Origin of the sequence: Paractinoplanes durhamensis, assembly GCF_016862175.1 — a bacterium.
Taxonomy (GTDB): Bacteria; Actinomycetota; Actinomycetes; order Mycobacteriales; family Micromonosporaceae; genus Actinoplanes; species Actinoplanes durhamensis.
This window is the reverse complement of the sequence record NZ_BOML01000021.1, coordinates 15,558-30,904: the sequence shown is the minus strand read 5'-3', so window position 1 is coordinate 30,904 and position 15,347 is coordinate 15,558. Positions and strand designations below refer to the sequence as shown.

General features: G+C 71.1%; 15 protein-coding genes. 7 read left to right on the top strand and 8 right to left on the bottom strand.

Annotation, left to right across the window (positions count from 1 at the left end):
* The first annotated feature begins 22 nt into the window (after window positions 1-22).
* A complete protein-coding gene (locus tag Adu01nite_RS12170; RefSeq protein WP_203726724.1) occupies window positions 23-658 on the top strand; it encodes a DedA family protein in 636 nt (211 codons plus the stop codon).
* Window positions 659-721: 63 nt separating this feature from the next.
* Window positions 722-1,501, top strand: a complete 780-nt coding sequence (locus Adu01nite_RS12165) for an SDR family NAD(P)-dependent oxidoreductase (protein WP_203726723.1) — start codon at window positions 722-724, stop codon at window positions 1,499-1,501.
* Here the strand turns inward: Adu01nite_RS12165 and Adu01nite_RS12160 are convergent.
* On the bottom strand, window positions 1,498-1,965 hold the full coding sequence (locus Adu01nite_RS12160; protein WP_203726722.1) for a DNA polymerase ligase N-terminal domain-containing protein: 468 nt from the start codon (window positions 1,963-1,965) through the stop codon (window positions 1,498-1,500). The two genes, Adu01nite_RS12165 and Adu01nite_RS12160, sit on opposite strands and share 4 nt — an antisense overlap.
* 41 nt (window positions 1,966-2,006) lie before the next feature.
* On the opposite strand from Adu01nite_RS12160, the gene Adu01nite_RS12155 reads away from it, so the two are divergent.
* Entirely contained in the window at window positions 2,007-2,324 is a 318-nt protein-coding gene (locus Adu01nite_RS12155) for a hypothetical protein (RefSeq protein ID WP_203726721.1), read from the top strand.
* 159 nt (window positions 2,325-2,483) lie between these two features.
* Window positions 2,484-3,032 carry an alpha/beta hydrolase gene (locus tag Adu01nite_RS12150; protein WP_203726720.1) on the top strand — a complete coding sequence of 183 codons (549 nt, stop codon included), beginning with the start codon at window positions 2,484-2,486 and terminating at the stop codon, window positions 3,030-3,032.
* Here the strand turns inward: Adu01nite_RS12150 and Adu01nite_RS12145 are convergent.
* The 6 genes from Adu01nite_RS12145 to Adu01nite_RS12120 form a co-directional block, all read right to left on the bottom strand.
* Window positions 3,015-3,863: a sugar phosphate isomerase/epimerase family protein gene (locus tag Adu01nite_RS12145; protein ID WP_203726719.1), complete on the bottom strand. Its 849-nt coding sequence runs from the start codon at window positions 3,861-3,863 to the stop codon at window positions 3,015-3,017. The two genes, Adu01nite_RS12150 and Adu01nite_RS12145, sit on opposite strands and share 18 nt — an antisense overlap.
* A gap of 13 nt (window positions 3,864-3,876) precedes the next feature.
* Window positions 3,877-4,995, bottom strand: coding sequence for a Gfo/Idh/MocA family protein (locus Adu01nite_RS12140; protein WP_203726718.1), 1,119 nt, complete (start codon window positions 4,993-4,995; stop codon window positions 3,877-3,879).
* Between the two features lie 35 nt (window positions 4,996-5,030).
* Window positions 5,031-5,987: an ABC transporter permease gene (locus Adu01nite_RS12135; RefSeq protein WP_203726717.1), complete on the bottom strand. Its 957-nt coding sequence runs from the start codon at window positions 5,985-5,987 to the stop codon at window positions 5,031-5,033.
* Window positions 5,984-7,480, bottom strand: a complete 1,497-nt coding sequence (locus tag Adu01nite_RS12130) for a sugar ABC transporter ATP-binding protein (RefSeq protein WP_203726716.1) — start codon at window positions 7,478-7,480, stop codon at window positions 5,984-5,986. Before Adu01nite_RS12130 ends, Adu01nite_RS12135 begins: the two co-directional genes overlap by 4 nt.
* A 2-nt stretch (window positions 7,481-7,482) precedes the next feature.
* Window positions 7,483-8,532 (bottom strand): substrate-binding domain-containing protein, encoded by a 1,050-nt coding sequence (locus Adu01nite_RS12125; protein WP_203726715.1) that lies wholly within the window; start codon window positions 8,530-8,532, stop codon window positions 7,483-7,485.
* A gap of 91 nt (window positions 8,533-8,623) precedes the next feature.
* A complete protein-coding gene (locus tag Adu01nite_RS12120) occupies window positions 8,624-9,448 on the bottom strand; it encodes an IclR family transcriptional regulator (protein WP_203726714.1) in 825 nt (274 codons plus the stop codon).
* A 160-nt stretch (window positions 9,449-9,608) separates the two neighbouring features.
* On the opposite strand from Adu01nite_RS12120, the gene Adu01nite_RS12115 reads away from it, so the two are divergent.
* The 3 genes from Adu01nite_RS12115 to Adu01nite_RS12105 are packed head-to-tail and all read left to right on the top strand — an operon-like array spanning window position 9,609 to window position 14,619.
* Window positions 9,609-11,492: a thiamine pyrophosphate-dependent enzyme gene (locus Adu01nite_RS12115; protein WP_203726713.1), complete on the top strand. Its 1,884-nt coding sequence runs from the start codon at window positions 9,609-9,611 to the stop codon at window positions 11,490-11,492.
* Window positions 11,489-12,940: an NAD-dependent succinate-semialdehyde dehydrogenase gene (locus tag Adu01nite_RS12110; RefSeq protein WP_203726712.1), complete on the top strand. Its 1,452-nt coding sequence runs from the start codon at window positions 11,489-11,491 to the stop codon at window positions 12,938-12,940. Before Adu01nite_RS12115 ends, Adu01nite_RS12110 begins: the two co-directional genes overlap by 4 nt.
* Complete coding sequence (locus tag Adu01nite_RS12105) at window positions 12,937-14,619, top strand: dihydroxy-acid dehydratase (RefSeq protein WP_239132332.1); 1,683 nt, start codon at window positions 12,937-12,939, stop codon at window positions 14,617-14,619. Before Adu01nite_RS12110 ends, Adu01nite_RS12105 begins: the two co-directional genes overlap by 4 nt.
* Here the strand turns inward: Adu01nite_RS12105 and Adu01nite_RS12100 are convergent.
* The gene (locus tag Adu01nite_RS12100) at window positions 14,614-15,324 is read right to left on the bottom strand and encodes a sensor histidine kinase (RefSeq protein ID WP_203726711.1); all 711 of its coding nucleotides are present in this window, start codon (window positions 15,322-15,324) and stop codon (window positions 14,614-14,616) included. The two genes, Adu01nite_RS12105 and Adu01nite_RS12100, sit on opposite strands and share 6 nt — an antisense overlap.
* Between the last annotated feature and the right edge of the window lie 23 nt (window positions 15,325-15,347).

Here is a 15,347-nt window from a genome sequence, read left to right as displayed (position 1 = left end):
TACAGAACGTAGGTTCAGGCGCATGACATCAGCGCTGGGACCGTCGTTCCTCGATCCGGAGTGGCTGATCTCGACGTTCGGGCTGATCGGCATCCTGGCCATCGTGTTCGCCGAGTCGGGGCTGCTGATCGGCTTCGTCCTGCCCGGTGACTCACTGCTGTTCACCGCCGGGCTGCTCGTCGCCGACGGCACCTACCTGCACCAGCCGCTCTGGCTGATGTGCCTGCTGGTGTCGGTGGCCGCGGTCGCCGGCGACCAGTTCGGCTATCTCTTCGGGCGGCAGTTCGGGCCCGCGCTGTTCCGGCGGCCCGACTCGCGCCTGTTCAAGCAGGAGAACCTGACCCGCGCCAAGGACTTCTTCGCCAAGTACGGCGCCCGGTCGATCGTGCTCGCCCGCTTCGTGCCGATCGTCCGCACGTTCACGCCGATCGTGGCCGGGGCGAGCCACATGCACTACCGGACATTCCTGCTCTACAACGTGATCGGCGGAACGCTGTGGGGCTGCGGGGTGACGATCCTCGGCTACTTCCTCGGCCAGGTCGCCTTCGTGAAGTCGAACATCGAGCTGATCCTGATCGGCATCGTGGTCATCTCGGTGGTCCCGGTCGGCATCGAGCTGCTCCGCAGCCGCCGGCGCAGCGCGGCGCCCCCCTTGTAGAAAAAACGGCGGGCGGTGCGGATCACAGTTCGATTCGCCACGCGCGTGGGCAAATCGATCTTCATGGCACGCATCCTCATCACCGGGTCCAGCCAGGGGCTCGGCCTCATGGCCGGCCAGCTCCTCGTGCGAACCGGGCATAACGTCGTCCTGCACGCCCGCAACGAACGACGGGCGATGGACGCCCGCGCGGCCCTGCCCGGCGCCGAGGACGTGCTCGTCGGGGACCTGTCCTCGATCGACCAGATGGGGTGGGTGGCCGAGCAGGCCAACGCGAGCGGGCGCTTCGACGCGGTCATCCACAACGCGGGGGTCGGCTACGCCGAGCGGCGGGCGGTGACCGCCGACGGGCTCAACCGGCTGTTCGCGATCAACGTGCTCGCGCCGTACCTGCTGACCGCGCTGATCACCCCGCCGGACCGGCTGGTCTACCTGTCGTCCGGGATGCACCAGCGCGGTTCGGCCGACCTGGGCGATCCGCAGTGGAGGAACCGCTGGTGGTGGCGCAGCCGGCAGGCGTACTCGGACAGCAAGCTCTTCGATGTTCTGCTGGCCTTCGGCGTGGCCCGGCTGTGGCCGCGGGTGCGGTCGAATGCGCTGGAGCCGGGCTGGGTGCCGACCCGGATGGGCGGCGAGGGCGCGACCGACGACCTCGACCAGGGCCACATCACGCAGGCCTGGCTGGCCGTGTCGGACGATGCGGCGGCCGACGTGACCGGCGAATACTTCTTCCACCGGCGGCCGCTCGAACCGGCGCCGGTCACCCGGGACGTCGACGCCCAGGAGGCGCTGCTCGACTACTGCGCGGGGCTGACCAGGACTCCGCTGCCCGCGATGGTCTAGACCTCGTCGTTGGTGCGGCCGCTGAGCACCGACAGTGGGTGGTCCTCGGCGTCCCAGCCGGGCACCGCATGCTCGTCGCCCTTGTGCAGCAACAGCCAGTCGTCGCCACTGGTGCGCTTCAGGACGAATCGGCCGTGCAGTTTCACGCCGTACACATCGAAGTGAAGCTCGCCGGCCGCCAGCGCCGCCGCCGGATCGTCGCCCTCGCGCGGCTCCCAGGTGCCGTTGTCCCAGACGATCACGTCGCCGCGGCCGTATTTCCCGGCCGGGATCCGCCCCTCGAAACCGGCGTGGTCGAGCGCATGGTCCTCGACGTGGTAGGCACCCCGGCGCGCCTTCGGATCGAGCGTCGGGCCCTTCGGCACCGCCCAGCTCACCAGGACCCCGTCGAGCTCAAGCCGGAAGTCGTAGTGCAGCCGCCGCGCCCGGTGGCGCTGAACGACGAACCGGCGGGCCTCTGACATACGTTCGGAATACCACAAAAATCGCCGCGTACTCTTGTCCGATGATCCGGACCGGCCGCTCGCGTGTCTCCGCGCTCGTGGCCGCAGTCATGCTGGTGCTGGCGCTCGGCGCCACGGTGGTGGTCTCCGCGGGCAGCGCGCATCACGCTCCGGAGGCGGCGAGCCAGGTTTCGGTCGACGTGCACGAGCACGGCAACGATCGGGCGCCCAGGCTGAGCAAACGCCTGCGCCCGGCGACCGCCGTCACGCTGCTGAGCATCGTCGCGCCCGATCCCGATCCGGCGCCGGTCCCCGCTGATTTCGGCGAACCGGTCCTCTTCAGCATCAAGATCACTTCATCGAGCGTCCTGCGGGTATAGCAGCCGCCGCTTTCCGGCTGCCCCACCCGCGCCCGCGTTCCGCATCTCTGCGGCGACACCGGCGTGTGTCCGTGTCCGTCATGCAGAAAGCGGATCCGCATGCATCCACAGCCACCCCTTCGCACCCTCCACATCACCGGAAAACCAAGATCCAGGCTTGTGTACGACCGGTGGGGACGGTTCGGCCGTCCCGTGGTGCTGCTGCACGGCCTGCTCTTCGACCGCACCATGTGGTGGCCGGCCGCCGCCGACCTGGTCTCGCCCCGCTGCACCGTGGTGGCGCCCGACCTGCCCGGGCACGGCGACTCCCCGCGCCGCGACAGCTGCCGGGTGGACAGTGTCGCCGGGGAGCTCGCGAAGCTCGTCGACGACCTCGGCCTGCACCGGGCGCCGGTCGTCGTCGGGCACGCCACCGCGGCCCCGCTGGCCGAGGCCTTCGCCGCCGCCTACCGGGCCCACCATCTGCTCATCCTCGACGAGCCGCCGCCGGGCATCACGGCCGTCGACGACATCCTCGCGGCGGCCCGGCTCGATGCCGTCCCGGCGGTCTTCCGGCCCTATGCCCGGCCCCGGCACGATCCGGGGCTGCTCCAGGCGTACGCAAGCTGGCTGGATCAACCACCCACCCGGCGTGACCGGACCGCCCGGGCCGGACGTCCGCTGACCGACCCGCAGGGTTTCGCCGCGCAGCTACGCGACCTGCTGTGACCCGACCTGCTGTGATCTGGCCAGCTCGCGCGCCGGCGGCAGGCTTTCGGTGACCACCGCGCCGGGCCCGCGCGGGTCGCCGAAGAGGTGGGCCTCGTGCTCGACGACGAGTGCGCCGTCGAAGCCGTGCCGGCGCAGCACCGTCACCATGCCGGGGAAATCGACGTCGCCGGCGCCCTGGGCCAGGAACTTGAAGTCGGCCGGGTCGCCGGTGGCGTCCTTGATCGCGGCGATCGCCACGTAGGGGCCGAGCCGGTCGGCGGCGTCCGCGACGTCGTGCGTGGTCACCTGCAGGTGCGACGGGTCGAAGCTGACCCGCAGGCCGGGGACGAGCTCCAGGACCGCCAGCGTCTGGTCGGTGGTGGCGACCAGCTGGTTGACGATCGGCTCCAGCGCGAGGGTCAGCCCGCGCGCGCCGGCCGCCGCGACCAACTCGCGCAGGGAGGTGACGAAGGACGGCAGGTCACCCGGGTCGCTGACCGCGCCGAGGCCGGTGCCGACGTCGGGCTGGTCGCCGGGGATGACGTGCACCACCGGCGCGCCGACGTCGACGGCGAGGTCGAGCAGGGCGATCGTCCAGGCCACCGCCCCGGCGCGGGCGGCCGGGTTCGGCGACGCCAGGTCGGCGCGGTGCGCGGCGATCGAGGAGATGGCGCGGGTCCGCAGCTGGGCCCGCACCTCCGCGGTGGTGTCCGGGCCGACGTGCGCCCGGGCCCACGGCAGCTCCTCGGCGTTCAGCTCCACGGCGTCGTAGCCGGCCGCGAGGATCCGGTCAACCGCTTCGACGACCGGAAGCTCGTGCAGGGTGGCGGTGTGGAAAGAGGTGTACACGGCGCGGTCCTTCTCAGGAGTAGCTGGGGATGGGCTCGGCCGGGTCCTCGAGCGGCAGGGACACCCACCGGTGCTCGCGGACCGAGCGGTAGGCGGCGGTGACGATCTCCTGGGCGCGTACGCCGTCGCCGATGGTCGGAACGTCCGGGTCGACGGTGCCGCCGATCGCCGCCACGAACGCGGCCCATTCGGCGTCGTACGGGCTCAGCCGGGGCGGCGTGATGCTCACCCAGCTGCCCGGGGTGTAGTCGAGCCACCAGGCCGACGGCCAGTCCGCGTTGGCGAAGTCGGCCGGGAGCTGGTCGTGCGGGAGCAGGCTGGAGAACGCGAGCGGGACCGACTGGAACGGGTTGCGGGTCTCGCTGGAGACGTGGATGGTGCCGGTCGGTCCGTAGAGGTCGGTCGCGTTCGACACCTGCGGGGAGAAACGGTCGGCGCTGATCACGCCGGTGGCGCCGCTCGCGAAGCGCAGCAGCAGGAAGACGTTGTCGTCGGCCGGGTGCGGGATGGTGGCGTGGTCGATGGTCGCGCACACCTCGACGATGTCGCCGACCAGGTGGCGGGCCAGGTCGATGCGGTGGATGGCCAGGTCGAGGATGGAGGCGCCGCCGGACTGGGCGAGGTTGTAGCGGTAGCCGGTGGCGGCCGGGTAGACCGCATGCGACTCGGAGTAGACCGAGCGGAAGGCCAGCACGTCGCCGACCACACCGGCCGCGATGCCCTGCTTGGCGAGCCGGACCGGTTCGCGGAACCGCTGGTTGAAGCCGGTCTGGGTGACCACGCCGGCGGCGGTGCAGGCGCGCTCGATCGCGAGGGCGTCCTCGAGGGTGTGTGCGACCGGCTTCTCGGTGAACACGTGCAGGCCGGCCGCCGTGGCGTGTTCGACGATGTCACGGTGCAGGTGGTTGGGGGTGGCGACGAGGACGGCGTCGAGCCCGCCGGCGGCGATCATCTCGCGGTAGTCGGCGTGGGCGGTGGCGTCGTGCTCGTCGGCGAGCACCTTCACCCGGTCGGAGTCGGGGTCGGCGATCGCGACCGCCCGAACGCCGGGCACGCGGGCGATGGCGGGCAGGTGCGACAGGCGCACGATGGCTCCGGCGCCGATGATCCCGACGCGTACATCCTCAGACATGTTTTTGATCCTTGCTTTTAGGCTTTTATAAGCCGTTATTTGATGATGCCGATCTTGCCGCGTTCGAGGGAGACGAAGACCGCGGCGGCGAGCACGACACCCTTGACGATCTGCTGGGCGGCGTCGTCGACACCCATCAGGACCAGGCCGTTCGCCAGCATCGAGATGATGATCGCGCCGACCAGGCTGCCGCTGATCCGGCCGAGTCCGCCGGTCAGCGGGGTCCCGCCGATCACCACCGCGGCGATCACGTCGAGCTCGAAACCGGTGGCCGCGGTCGGTGAGCCGGTGCCCAGGCGGGAGGCGAGCACGATGCCGCCGATGCCGGCCATCAGGCCGGAGAAGGCGAAGATGTAGATCTTCATCCGGCGGGTCGGCACGCCGGCCAGGGTGGCGACGCGCTCGTTGCCGCCGACCGCCCGAACCCGCCGGCCGAACAGGGTGAACTGGAAGAGGATCGCCGCGATCACGGTGACCACCGCGCCGGCGACGAGGATCCAGGGCATCAGGCCGATGTTGCCGAGGAACCCGTCGAACGGCAGCGGCTTGGCGGCGCCGCCGCTGATCACCAGGGTGAGGCCGCGGGCCACCTGGAGCATGCCCAGCGTCACGATGAACGACGGGATCTTGCCGAACGCGAACACCGCGCCGTTGACCAGGCCGGCCAGCACGCCGACGGCCAGCGCGGCGAGGATCGCGAGCCACTGGTTGTGACTGGCGGTGAGGGTGGCGGTGATGACGCCGGTCAGCGCGACCACCGACCCGACCGACAGGTCGATCGAGCCGGACACGATCACGAAGGTCAGGCCGTAGGCCACGATCGCCAGCACCACGGTCTGCTGCAGGATCACGGTCAGGTTGGACGCGGCGTAGAAGGTCTCGCCGTTCCGGATCGAGAAGAAGACGAACAGGATGATCAGGGCGGCGAACGGGACCAGGAGCTGCGGCTTGAACCGGCGCGGTTGCGCAAGGGTCGCCAGGGCGTTCGTCACAACATCGCTCCAATGAGTTGCTGCTCGGTCGGGAGCGGCCGGTGTTCTTCGGTCGTGACCGCGCCGTGGCGCATGATCAGGACCCGGTCGGAGAGGCGCAGGAGCTCGGGCAGCTCGTCGGAGACGATCACGATCGCCTTGCCGGCCGCCCGGGCGTGTTCGAGGAGGCGGTAGATCTCGGTCTTGGCGCCGACGTCGACGCCGCGCGTCGGGTTGTTGAGCACCAGGACCGGCACGTCGCGGTGCAGCCACCGGCCGAGCAGGACCTTCTGCCGGTTGCCGCCGGAGAGCTGACTGACCAGGGTGCGATGGCTCCCGGCCTTGATCGAGAGGTCGCTGATCTGCTCCTCGGCGGCCGCCGAACCGGCGCTGAGCGCCATGAACCCGGCGCGGCTGTAGCGGTCGAGGCTGCCGAGCGCGATGTTGTCCCGGATGGACGCACCGAGCAGGAGCCCCTCGTCGTCCCGGTCCTTCGGGACGTAGGCGATGCCGGCCGCGATCCGGCCGGGCAACCCGAGGCCGGTGACGTCGGTTCCGCTCAGGACGATCCGCCCGGCCGCCGCGGGCAGGGCGCCGGCCAGCGTACGCGCGACCGCGTCGGCGCCGCAGCCGACCAGCCCGCCGATCCCGACGATCTCGCCGGCCCGCAGGTCGAGGCTGAACTCCGCGCACCCGGCCGGGCGCAGCGCCCGCACCGACAGCACGACCTCGCCCGGCTCGGAGCGGGCCGCCTCCAGATGGCTGATCTCGCCCTCCAGCTCCCGCCCGACCATCAGGTGCGCGATGTCGGACTCGCTCACCTCGCCGGTCGGGTGGGTGGCGACCACCTTGCCGTCCTTGAGGACGGTGACCTCGTCGCAGTAGGTGCTGATCTCGTCGAGCCGGTGGGTCACGAAGACGACCGCGCCACCGGCGGCGGCGAAGCTCGCGATCCGGTCGAACAGGATCTGGGCGCCGTCGCGGGACAGCACGTTGGACGTCTCGTCGACCAGCAGCACCCGCGGCCGGGCCGCCAGCGCCCGGGCCAGCTCGATCATCTTCTTGTGCTCGATGACCAGCGACCCGCACATGCCCCGCAGGTCGATGTCCAGCTCGACCAGGCCGAGCGCCTCGCGGGCCAGCCGGTCCCGCCGCCGGCCATTGATGACGCCGAACCGGGTGTACTCGGCCTCCCGGCCGAGCAGCACGTTCTCCGCGACGGTCAGGGTCGGCGACAGCAGGGTCTCCTGGGGGATCATCGCGACCCCCTTGGACAGCGCGTCGAACGGGCCGTGCGGCTCGTACGACGCGCCGTCCAGGCGCAGCTCACCCGCATCGAGGGCGACGGACCCGACGATCGCGCCGAGCAGCGTCGACTTGCCTGCCCCGTTCTCGCCGGCCAGCCCGAGGACCCGGCCGGGTGCGACCGTCACCGTGGTGGCGTCGTCCCAGGCGAGTGCCTTGACCACGTCGTACGACTTGCGCAGTCCGCGCATCTCGAAGAGGTGAGCCATGGTCAGTTGCCCAGCGTGATCTCGTACTTGGGCGTCTGACCGCCGTTCTCGGCGCGGCTGATCTGCTTGAAGTCGTACTTCGGCGGGTTGTCGATGAACTTCGCCTTGAACTCGGCCACATTGGTCTTGTCGACCTTGAGAAGGTTGAGCTTGACCAGCTTCTCGGCCGGGTCGGTGCCCTTGATCTTGTCGTAGAGGATGCCGAGGCCGAAGCCGCCCTGCAGCCAGTGGCCGCCGAAGCTGATCGTGTAGGAACCGTCCTCGATCGCGGTGATCGCGGCCGGGGTGAGGTCCATGCCGCCGAAGACGAACTCACCGGAGCGGCCGGCGTTCTTGACCGCCTTGATCGCGCCCATGCAGAGGTTGTCGTTGTAGCACCAGAACGCGTTCGCCTGGCCCTTCGGGTGCGCCTGCAGGAGGTTCTCGGCGGTGGACAGGCCGTTCTCCTCCGACTCGCCGCCGGCCGACTGGTACTGCACGACCGTCGCGCCGTCGGCCGCGATGCCCTTCTCCAGACCGGCCTTGCGGCCCTCGGCGACCGAGTTGCCGGGGACCCCGCCCAGGGCCAGGATCTTGGTGCCGCCCGCGGCCGCGAGGGCCTGCTCGATGCCCTGGCCGGCCTGCTCGTCGTTCGGGCCGATGAACGCGACGTAGTCGGCGGCCGTGTTGGTGCCCGGCTCGTAACCGGGGTAGCGGTCGGTGACCACGGTCGGGATCTTCGCCTGGGTGGTGGCGCGCAGGATGCTCGGCGCGATCGACGTCGACTGCGGGGTCACGATGATCCCGTCGACGCCCTGGCTGATCAGGTTCTGCACGTCGGAGAGCTGCTTCTGCTCATTGCCGTCGGCCGCCACCAGGTTGACCTTGATGCCGAGCTGGTTCGCGCCGTCCTGGACGAAGTCGGTGTACGCCTTCCAGAACGGGCTGTTCGCGGTCGGGTAGGAGACCCCGATGGTGAGGGTGCCGTCGGACTTCGAGCCGGAATCCGTGGAGGAGCCGCAGGCGGACATCAGCAGTACAGCGGTGAGCGACACGATCGCTTTTATTTTCATGGGGGGTCCTCGCCTTCTTTTGCGCAGGGCGGAGCGGCCGGCATGCGGGCATGCCGACGGAAGAGGTGTTGCTCGGGAGATTTCGGGCAGGTCAGCCCTGGGTCGGGCCGGCCTCGATCCAGGAGGCGGCCTCGGGGTGCCGGTCGACCGGGCCACCCATGTTCTGGGTGATCTCGCGGGCGGCCGAGAGGCAGGCGTCGGCGAGCTTGGTCATGTCGCCGAACGACACACGCTGCGTCGGGGTGGAGATCCCCACGCAACCGATGACCTCACCTTCGAGGCCGAAGATCGGCACCGCGACACAGCGGGCACCGGGGTTGAACTCCTCATCGTCGATGGCGAAGCCCCGGGTGCGGATCTCGGCGAGATCGCGCTCCAGCGAGGCCAGGTCACCGTGGGTGCGGTAGGTGAACTTCTCGAACGGCGCCGTCAGCCACTCCGACCGGCGCTGGTCGTCGATGTAGGCCAGGATCGACTTGCCGGTCGCGGTGGCGTGCAGTGGCGGACGCGCCCCCACCTCGGTGGCGATGCTGACCCGGAACGGCGGCCGCCGCTGCAGGACGTAGACCGGGCCGGTCGAGGTCACCACCGAGAGGTGGATCGACTCGCCGGTCCGTTCGAGCAGGCGGGCACAGACGCCCTCGGCCGCGTTGCGCAGGTCGAGCTTGCGCAGCAGGGCGCCGGCCAGACCGATGATGTGCGCGGTCGGGGTGTAGCGCCGGGTCTCCGGGTCCTGGATGACCCAGCCGCGGGCCTCCAGCACCTTGAGCAACCGGTGGAGGTTGCCCTTGTCCATGCCCAGGGCGGCGGACAGCTCGGTGACGCCGGCCGGCGTGGTGCGCTCGACCAGCGCCTCGATGATGTCGAGGCCCGACTCGAGCGTGCCGCCGCGTCCACGTGCTTCGTCTGTGCTCACGATCACAAGCTAACCGGCCTGTTGCCGTAGCGTCAATGCTGTTGCCAACAGATTTCCACGTTGCCGCTTCCAGCACCTTCTCCTTGGCTTTCCCACGCGCTCCGGGTTCTTGCCAGCGTCATCCGTAGTCATATCGGCAACGCTGTTGTACGGTTCCGGCATGACGGACGTCACCACAGACCGGGAAGCTCGCGCCCTCGCCATCGCCGGGCACGGCACCCTCGACGCCGCCCTCGCGGCCGGCGCCATCCCTCCCCGGGTCGACCTCACCCTCTCCGAGGCCGTGGTCCTCGGGCTGCTCCGCCAGGGCGTCACCCGGTACGTCGGGATCTTCGGCCACGGCTCGACCGACGTCGCCGAGGTGCTCCGCGTGTACCAGAAGCACGGCGTGCTGCGCACCTACCCGGTGCGCAACGAGGTCGAGGCGGCCCACGCGGCAACAGCGTTGCGATGGGTCACCGGCGAGCAGGCCGCGGTGATCACCTCGATCGGCCCCGGCGCCCTGCAGGCCCTGGCCGGCAGCCTGGCAGCGGCCAGCGACGGCATCGGCGTGTGGCACCTCTACGCCGACGAGACCACCCAGGCCGAGGGCCCGAACATGCAGGAGATCCCCGGCGACCGGCAGGAGCGGTTCCTGCGGCTGTGCTCGGAGATGGGCCCGGCCTACACGCTGCACACCCCGGAGGCGCTGCCCGAGGCGTTGCGGCGCGGCCTGAACGCGGTCGACCATCCGCACCGCGCCCGGCCGTTCTTCCTGCTGCTGCCGATCAACACCCAGCCCGGCCTGCTGACCCGGTTCGCGCTCGACTCGCTGCCGACCGGCCATCCGCCACCGCTGGGCGCCGCCCTCGACGCCGGGCGGTACGACGACGCCGCCCGGACGCTGCTGGCCGCCGACCGGGTCGTGGTCCGGGTCGGCGGCGGCGCCCGCGGCGCGGGACCACAGATCGCCGAGCTCCTCGACCTGGTCGACGGGTTCGCCGTCACGTCGCCGATCGCGCTCGGCACCCTCCCCTATGCGCATCCGCGCAACCAGGGCGTCGGCGGGTCCAAGGGCTCGATCAGCGGCAACCACGCGATGGAGAACGCCGACCTGCTGCTCGCCATCGGCTCCCGGGCGGTGTGCCAGTCCGACATGTCGCGCACCGGCTACCCGCAGGTCGACCGGGTCATCAACATCAACACCGACCCGGACGCGGCCATGCACTACGCCCGGACCCTCGCACTGGTCGGTGACGCCGCTCCGACCCTCGACGGCCTGATCGGTGCGCTGCGCCGGCTCGGCGCGCAACCCCACGGCCTGGACTCGGCCTGGGCCCGCGCCAACACCGACGCCAAGGTCGCGTGGGAGGCGTTCAAGGCCAAACGGTACGAGAACCCCCGGCTGCGCGACGACGTCTGGCAGCGCGAGGTACTCACCCAGCCGGCCGTCCTGCGGACCGTGGGCGACTGGGCCCGCGAACGCGACGCCGTCACCTTCTTCGACGCCGGCGACGTGCAGGCCAACGGCTTCCAGGCCAACGAGGACGACCGGCTCGGCCGCACCTTCACCGAGACCGGCGCCAGCTACATGGGCTTCGCGACCTCGGCGCTGCTGAGCTCCGCGCTCGCCGACCGCTCCTTCTACGCGGTCGCGATGACCGGCGACGGCTCGTTCACGATGAACCCGCAGGCCCTCATCGACGGCGTCCAGCACGGCGCCCGCGGGGTGGTCGTCCTGCTCGACAACCGCCGGCAGGGCGCCATCTCCTCGCTGCAGCGCGCCCAGTACGGCACCGACTACGGCACCAACGACCAGGTCGAGGTCGACTACGTCGCCTGGGCCGCCGCCGTCGGCGGGGTCCGCGCCCTGCACGGCGGCTACACCGAGGACGAGCTTCGCGCCGCCCTCGACCAGGCCTACGCCCACGACGGCGTCGCCCTCATCCACGTACCCGTCTACTTCGGCGAGGACCCGCTCGGCGGCTTCGGCTCGTTCGGCCGGTGGAACGTCGGCAGCTGGGTCGCCAGCACCCAGGAACTACGCAAGGGGATGACGATTTGAGCACCTTCGACCTCCCGGTCCCGCACCAGCTTCTGCTCGGCGGCACCTGGACCGACGCGGCCGGAAAGGCGACCTTCGTGGTCACCGACCCGGCCACCGAGACCCCGGTGGCCGAGGTCGCCGCCGCCACCGAGGCCGACGTCGCGGCCGCGGTCGAGTCGGCCACCCGCGGGTTCGGCATCTGGCGCGCCACCAACGCCTGGGAACGCAGCCGCGTGCTACGCCGTACGGCCGAACTCATCCGCGACCGGGTCGAGCAGATCGCCCTGGTGATGACCACCGAGCAGGGCAAACCCCTCGCCGAGTCCCGGGCCGAGACCCTCGCCACCGCCGACCAGTACGACTGGTACGCCGACGAGGCGCGCCGGATCTACGGCCGCATCGTCGACGGCCACGGCCCGGGCTCCCGGATCTTCGTCCGGCACGAACCCAAGGGGGTCGTGGCCGCGTTCAGCACCTGGAACTTCCCGGCCCTGCTGGCCTCCCGCAAGATCGCCCCGGCGCTCGCCGCGGGCTGCGCGGTCATCGTCGTCCCCGCCCAGGAAACCCCGCTGACCACCCTGATGATCGTGCAGGCGCTGCTCGACGCCGGCCTTCCCGGCGAGACGATCCAGACCCTGACCGGCAGCGCCACCATGATGAGCCCGCTGCTGATCGCCGCCCCCGCCGTCACCAAGGTCAGCCTGACCGGGTCGGTGCCGGTCGGGCAGGCCATCATGCGGGCGGCCGCCGAATCCCTGACCGAGGTGTCCCTCGAACTCGGCGGGCACGCTCCGGTCCTGGTCTTCGCCGACGCCGACATCGAGGCCGCGGCCCGGCTGTGCGTGGGCGCGAAATTCCGCAACGCCGGCCAGGTGTGCGCCTCGCCCAGCCGGTTCTTCGTCCAGGAACCGGCCGCCGACGAGTTCACCCGGCACTTCGTGGCGGCCACCCGCGACCTGCGGATCGGCGACGGGCGCGACCCGGCCACCAACGTCGGCCCGCTCACCAACGCCCGCCGGCTCAGCGCGGCCGAACACCTGGTCGCCGACGCCGAGGCGATCGGAGCCTCGGTCGCATACGGCGGCCGGCGCCCCGACGGGTTCCCGGCCGGGCACTACTACTCCCCCACCGTCCTGACCGGCGTGCCGGACACCGCCACCATCATGGTCGACGAGCCGTTCGCGCCGGTCGCGCCGATCGGCACGTTCAGCACCCTGGAGGACGCCCTGCGCAAGGCGAACTCGACCGAGTTCGGCCTGGCCGGCTACGTGTTCACCCGCGACCTGAACACCGCGTTCGCCGCCTCCGACGGCATCGAGGCCGGCATGGTGGCGGTCAACCACATGGCCATCGCCACCGCCGAGGCGCCGTTCGGCGGCGTCAAGAAATCCGGGTTCGGCCGCGAGGGCGGCACCGAGGGCATCCTCGACTACACCCACGTCAAATACGTGAGCGTGGCGCTGTGAGCACCGGTGGGTTCGACCGCAAACTGACCAGCTACGGCGACGCCGGCTTCTCCAAGTTCCTGCGCCGCGCCTTCCTGGCCTCGGCCGGCTTGGACGCCGTCGACCTGTCCAAGCCGGTGATCGGCATCGCCAACACCGCCTCCGACTACACGACCTGCCACCGGGACATGCCGGCCCTGCTCGACGCGGTCAAACGCGGTGTCCTGGAGGCGGGCGGGATCCCGTTCCAGTTCACCACCATGTCCATCCCGGAGATCCTGGTCAACCCGACCAGCATGCTCTTCCGCAACCTGATGGCGATGGAGGTCGAGGAGCAGATCACCGCCCAGCCGATGGACGCCGTCGTCCTGCTCGGCGGCTGCGACAAGACGGTGCCCGCCGAGCTGATGGCCGCGGCCTCGGCCGACATCCCGGCGATCTCGCTGGTCGTCGGCCCGATGATGACCGGCAACTGGCGCGGCGAACGGCTCGGGGCCTGCACCGACTGCCGCCGGCTCTGGACCGACTACCGCGGCGGCGTGCTCGACGAGGACGAGATCGCCGAGGTCAACACCGAGCTCTGCCCGACCGCCGGCACCTGCATGGTGATGGGCACCGCGTCGACCATGGGCTGCGTCCTCGAAGCGCTCGGGATGACCCTGCCCCGGGCCGGCACCGCACCGGCGGTGTCGTCCGAGCGGCTGCGCCTCGGGGTCGCGACCGGGCGGCGGGCGGTCGAGCTGGCCGTCGCCGACCTGCGCCCGTCCGAGATCCTGACCCGGGAGGCGTTCGAGAACGCGATGGTCGCGCTGGCCGCGATCTCCGGCTCGACCAACGCGATCATCCATCTGACCGCGATCGCCCGCCGGCTCGGCATCGAGCTGACCATCGACGACTTCCACGCCGCGTCCCAGCGGGTGCCGGTGCTCGTCGACGCCAAGCCGGCCGGTAGCCGCTACCTGCCCGACATGCACATCGCCGGCGGCATGCCCGCCCTGCTCAAGGAGCTCGAACCGCTGCTGCACCGCTCCCCGGTCACGGTCGGCGGGCCGACGATGGGCGAGCTGCTGGACGGCTGGGCACCGCCGGCCGGCCACCAGGACATGATCCGGCCGCTGGGCGAGCCGCTGAAGCCGGCCGGTGCCCTGGTCGCGCTGCACGGGTCGCTGTTCCCGGACGGCGCGATCATCAAGGCCGCGGCGGCCTCCCCGCACCTCATGTCGCACCGGGGGAAGGCCGTCGTCTTCGACTCGCTGGACGACCTGGCCGAGCGGATGGACGACCCGGCGGTCGGGATCGAACCGGACGACGTGCTCGTGCTGCGCAACATCGGGCCGGCCGCGATCGGCATGCCCGAGGCCGGCGCGATCCCGATCCCGCGCTACCTCGCCGAGCAGGGCGTCCGCGACATGGTGCGGATCTCCGACGGGCGGATGAGCGGCACCGCGTACGGGACGGTGATCCTGCACGGCTCGCCCGAGGCCGCCGTGGGCGGACCGCTGGCGCTGGTGCGCGACGGCGACATCATCGAGCTCGACGTGAAGGCCCAGCGCCTCGAGCTTCTGGTCGGCGAGGAGGAGCTCGAACGCCGGCGAGCCGAGTACGTGCCACCGGTCCGCCCACCGCAGCGTGGCTGGCGGCGGCTGTACGCCGAACGCGTCCAGCAGGCCCGCTTGGGGGCCGACCTCGACTTCCTATGAGGCCAGGACCGTCTCCAGCATCTTGATCAGATCCTGGCCGGCTCGCTCGATCCGCGCGAGCGCAGCCCGGTGCGCCGCCGCTCCGGGCTGCTCGGCGAGCATCTCCAGGTAGCCGAGCATGGCCGCCGTCGGCGTCCGCAGCTCGTGCGAGACGGTGGTGAGCATGTCGTCGGTTTTCTCGCCGCGCCGGTGGAGTTCGGCCGTCCGGGCGATGAGCAGCCGGCTGGTCCGCAACGCTTGCAGGTGGGCGGACGCCTGGGTGCTCACATTCGCGAGCAGCTCCATCCGGGCCGGGCCGACCAGTCGGGGCTCCCGGTCGAAGACCGCCACCGAGCCGAGAACGTGCCCGTCGGCGTCGATCAGCGGCACCCCGGCGTAGAACCGGATCGGCGGTGTCTGGGTCACGTGCGGCAGGAAGCGGGTCGACGGATCGTCGCGGGTGTCCGGGACGACCAGCGGTCGCGGGTCGCCGAGCAGCCGCGCGGAGAACGACACCGCCCGGCTCGTCCCCGGCTCGGCCAGGCCGATGCTCCCGGTGAACCACTGCTGTTCCTCGTGCACCAGGGTCACCGACGCCATCGGCACGTCGAACGCCGACGCGGCGATCCGGGCCAGACCGTCGAGCAACTCGGAGCGGTCGGCGCCGAACAGCCCGTAGCTGTCGACGGCCGCCAGCCGCGCGGTCTCCTCTTCCGTCTGCTGCACGCCCTCTTCAGCGGCCCGGACCT

Excerpts from the sequence above, each read along its gene's own strand:
- Adu01nite_RS12125 (WP_203726715.1), bottom strand. The coding sequence starts at position 8,532 with ATGAAAATAAAAGCGATCGTGTCGCTCACCGCTGTACTGCTGATGTCC.
- Adu01nite_RS12160 (WP_203726722.1), bottom strand. The coding sequence starts at position 1,965 with ATGTCAGAGGCCCGCCGGTTCGTCGTTCAGCGCCACCGGGCGCGGCGG.
- Adu01nite_RS12155 (WP_203726721.1), top strand. The coding sequence starts at position 2,007 with ATGATCCGGACCGGCCGCTCGCGTGTCTCCGCGCTCGTGGCCGCAGTC.
- Adu01nite_RS12130 (WP_203726716.1), bottom strand. The coding sequence starts at position 7,480 with ATGGCTCACCTCTTCGAGATGCGCGGACTGCGCAAGTCGTACGACGTG.
- Adu01nite_RS12170 (WP_203726724.1), top strand. The coding sequence starts at position 23 with ATGACATCAGCGCTGGGACCGTCGTTCCTCGATCCGGAGTGGCTGATC.
- Adu01nite_RS12165 (WP_203726723.1), top strand. The coding sequence starts at position 722 with ATGGCACGCATCCTCATCACCGGGTCCAGCCAGGGGCTCGGCCTCATG.
- Adu01nite_RS12115 (WP_203726713.1), top strand. The coding sequence starts at position 9,609 with ATGACGGACGTCACCACAGACCGGGAAGCTCGCGCCCTCGCCATCGCC.
- Adu01nite_RS12140 (WP_203726718.1), bottom strand. The coding sequence starts at position 4,995 with ATGTCTGAGGATGTACGCGTCGGGATCATCGGCGCCGGAGCCATCGTG.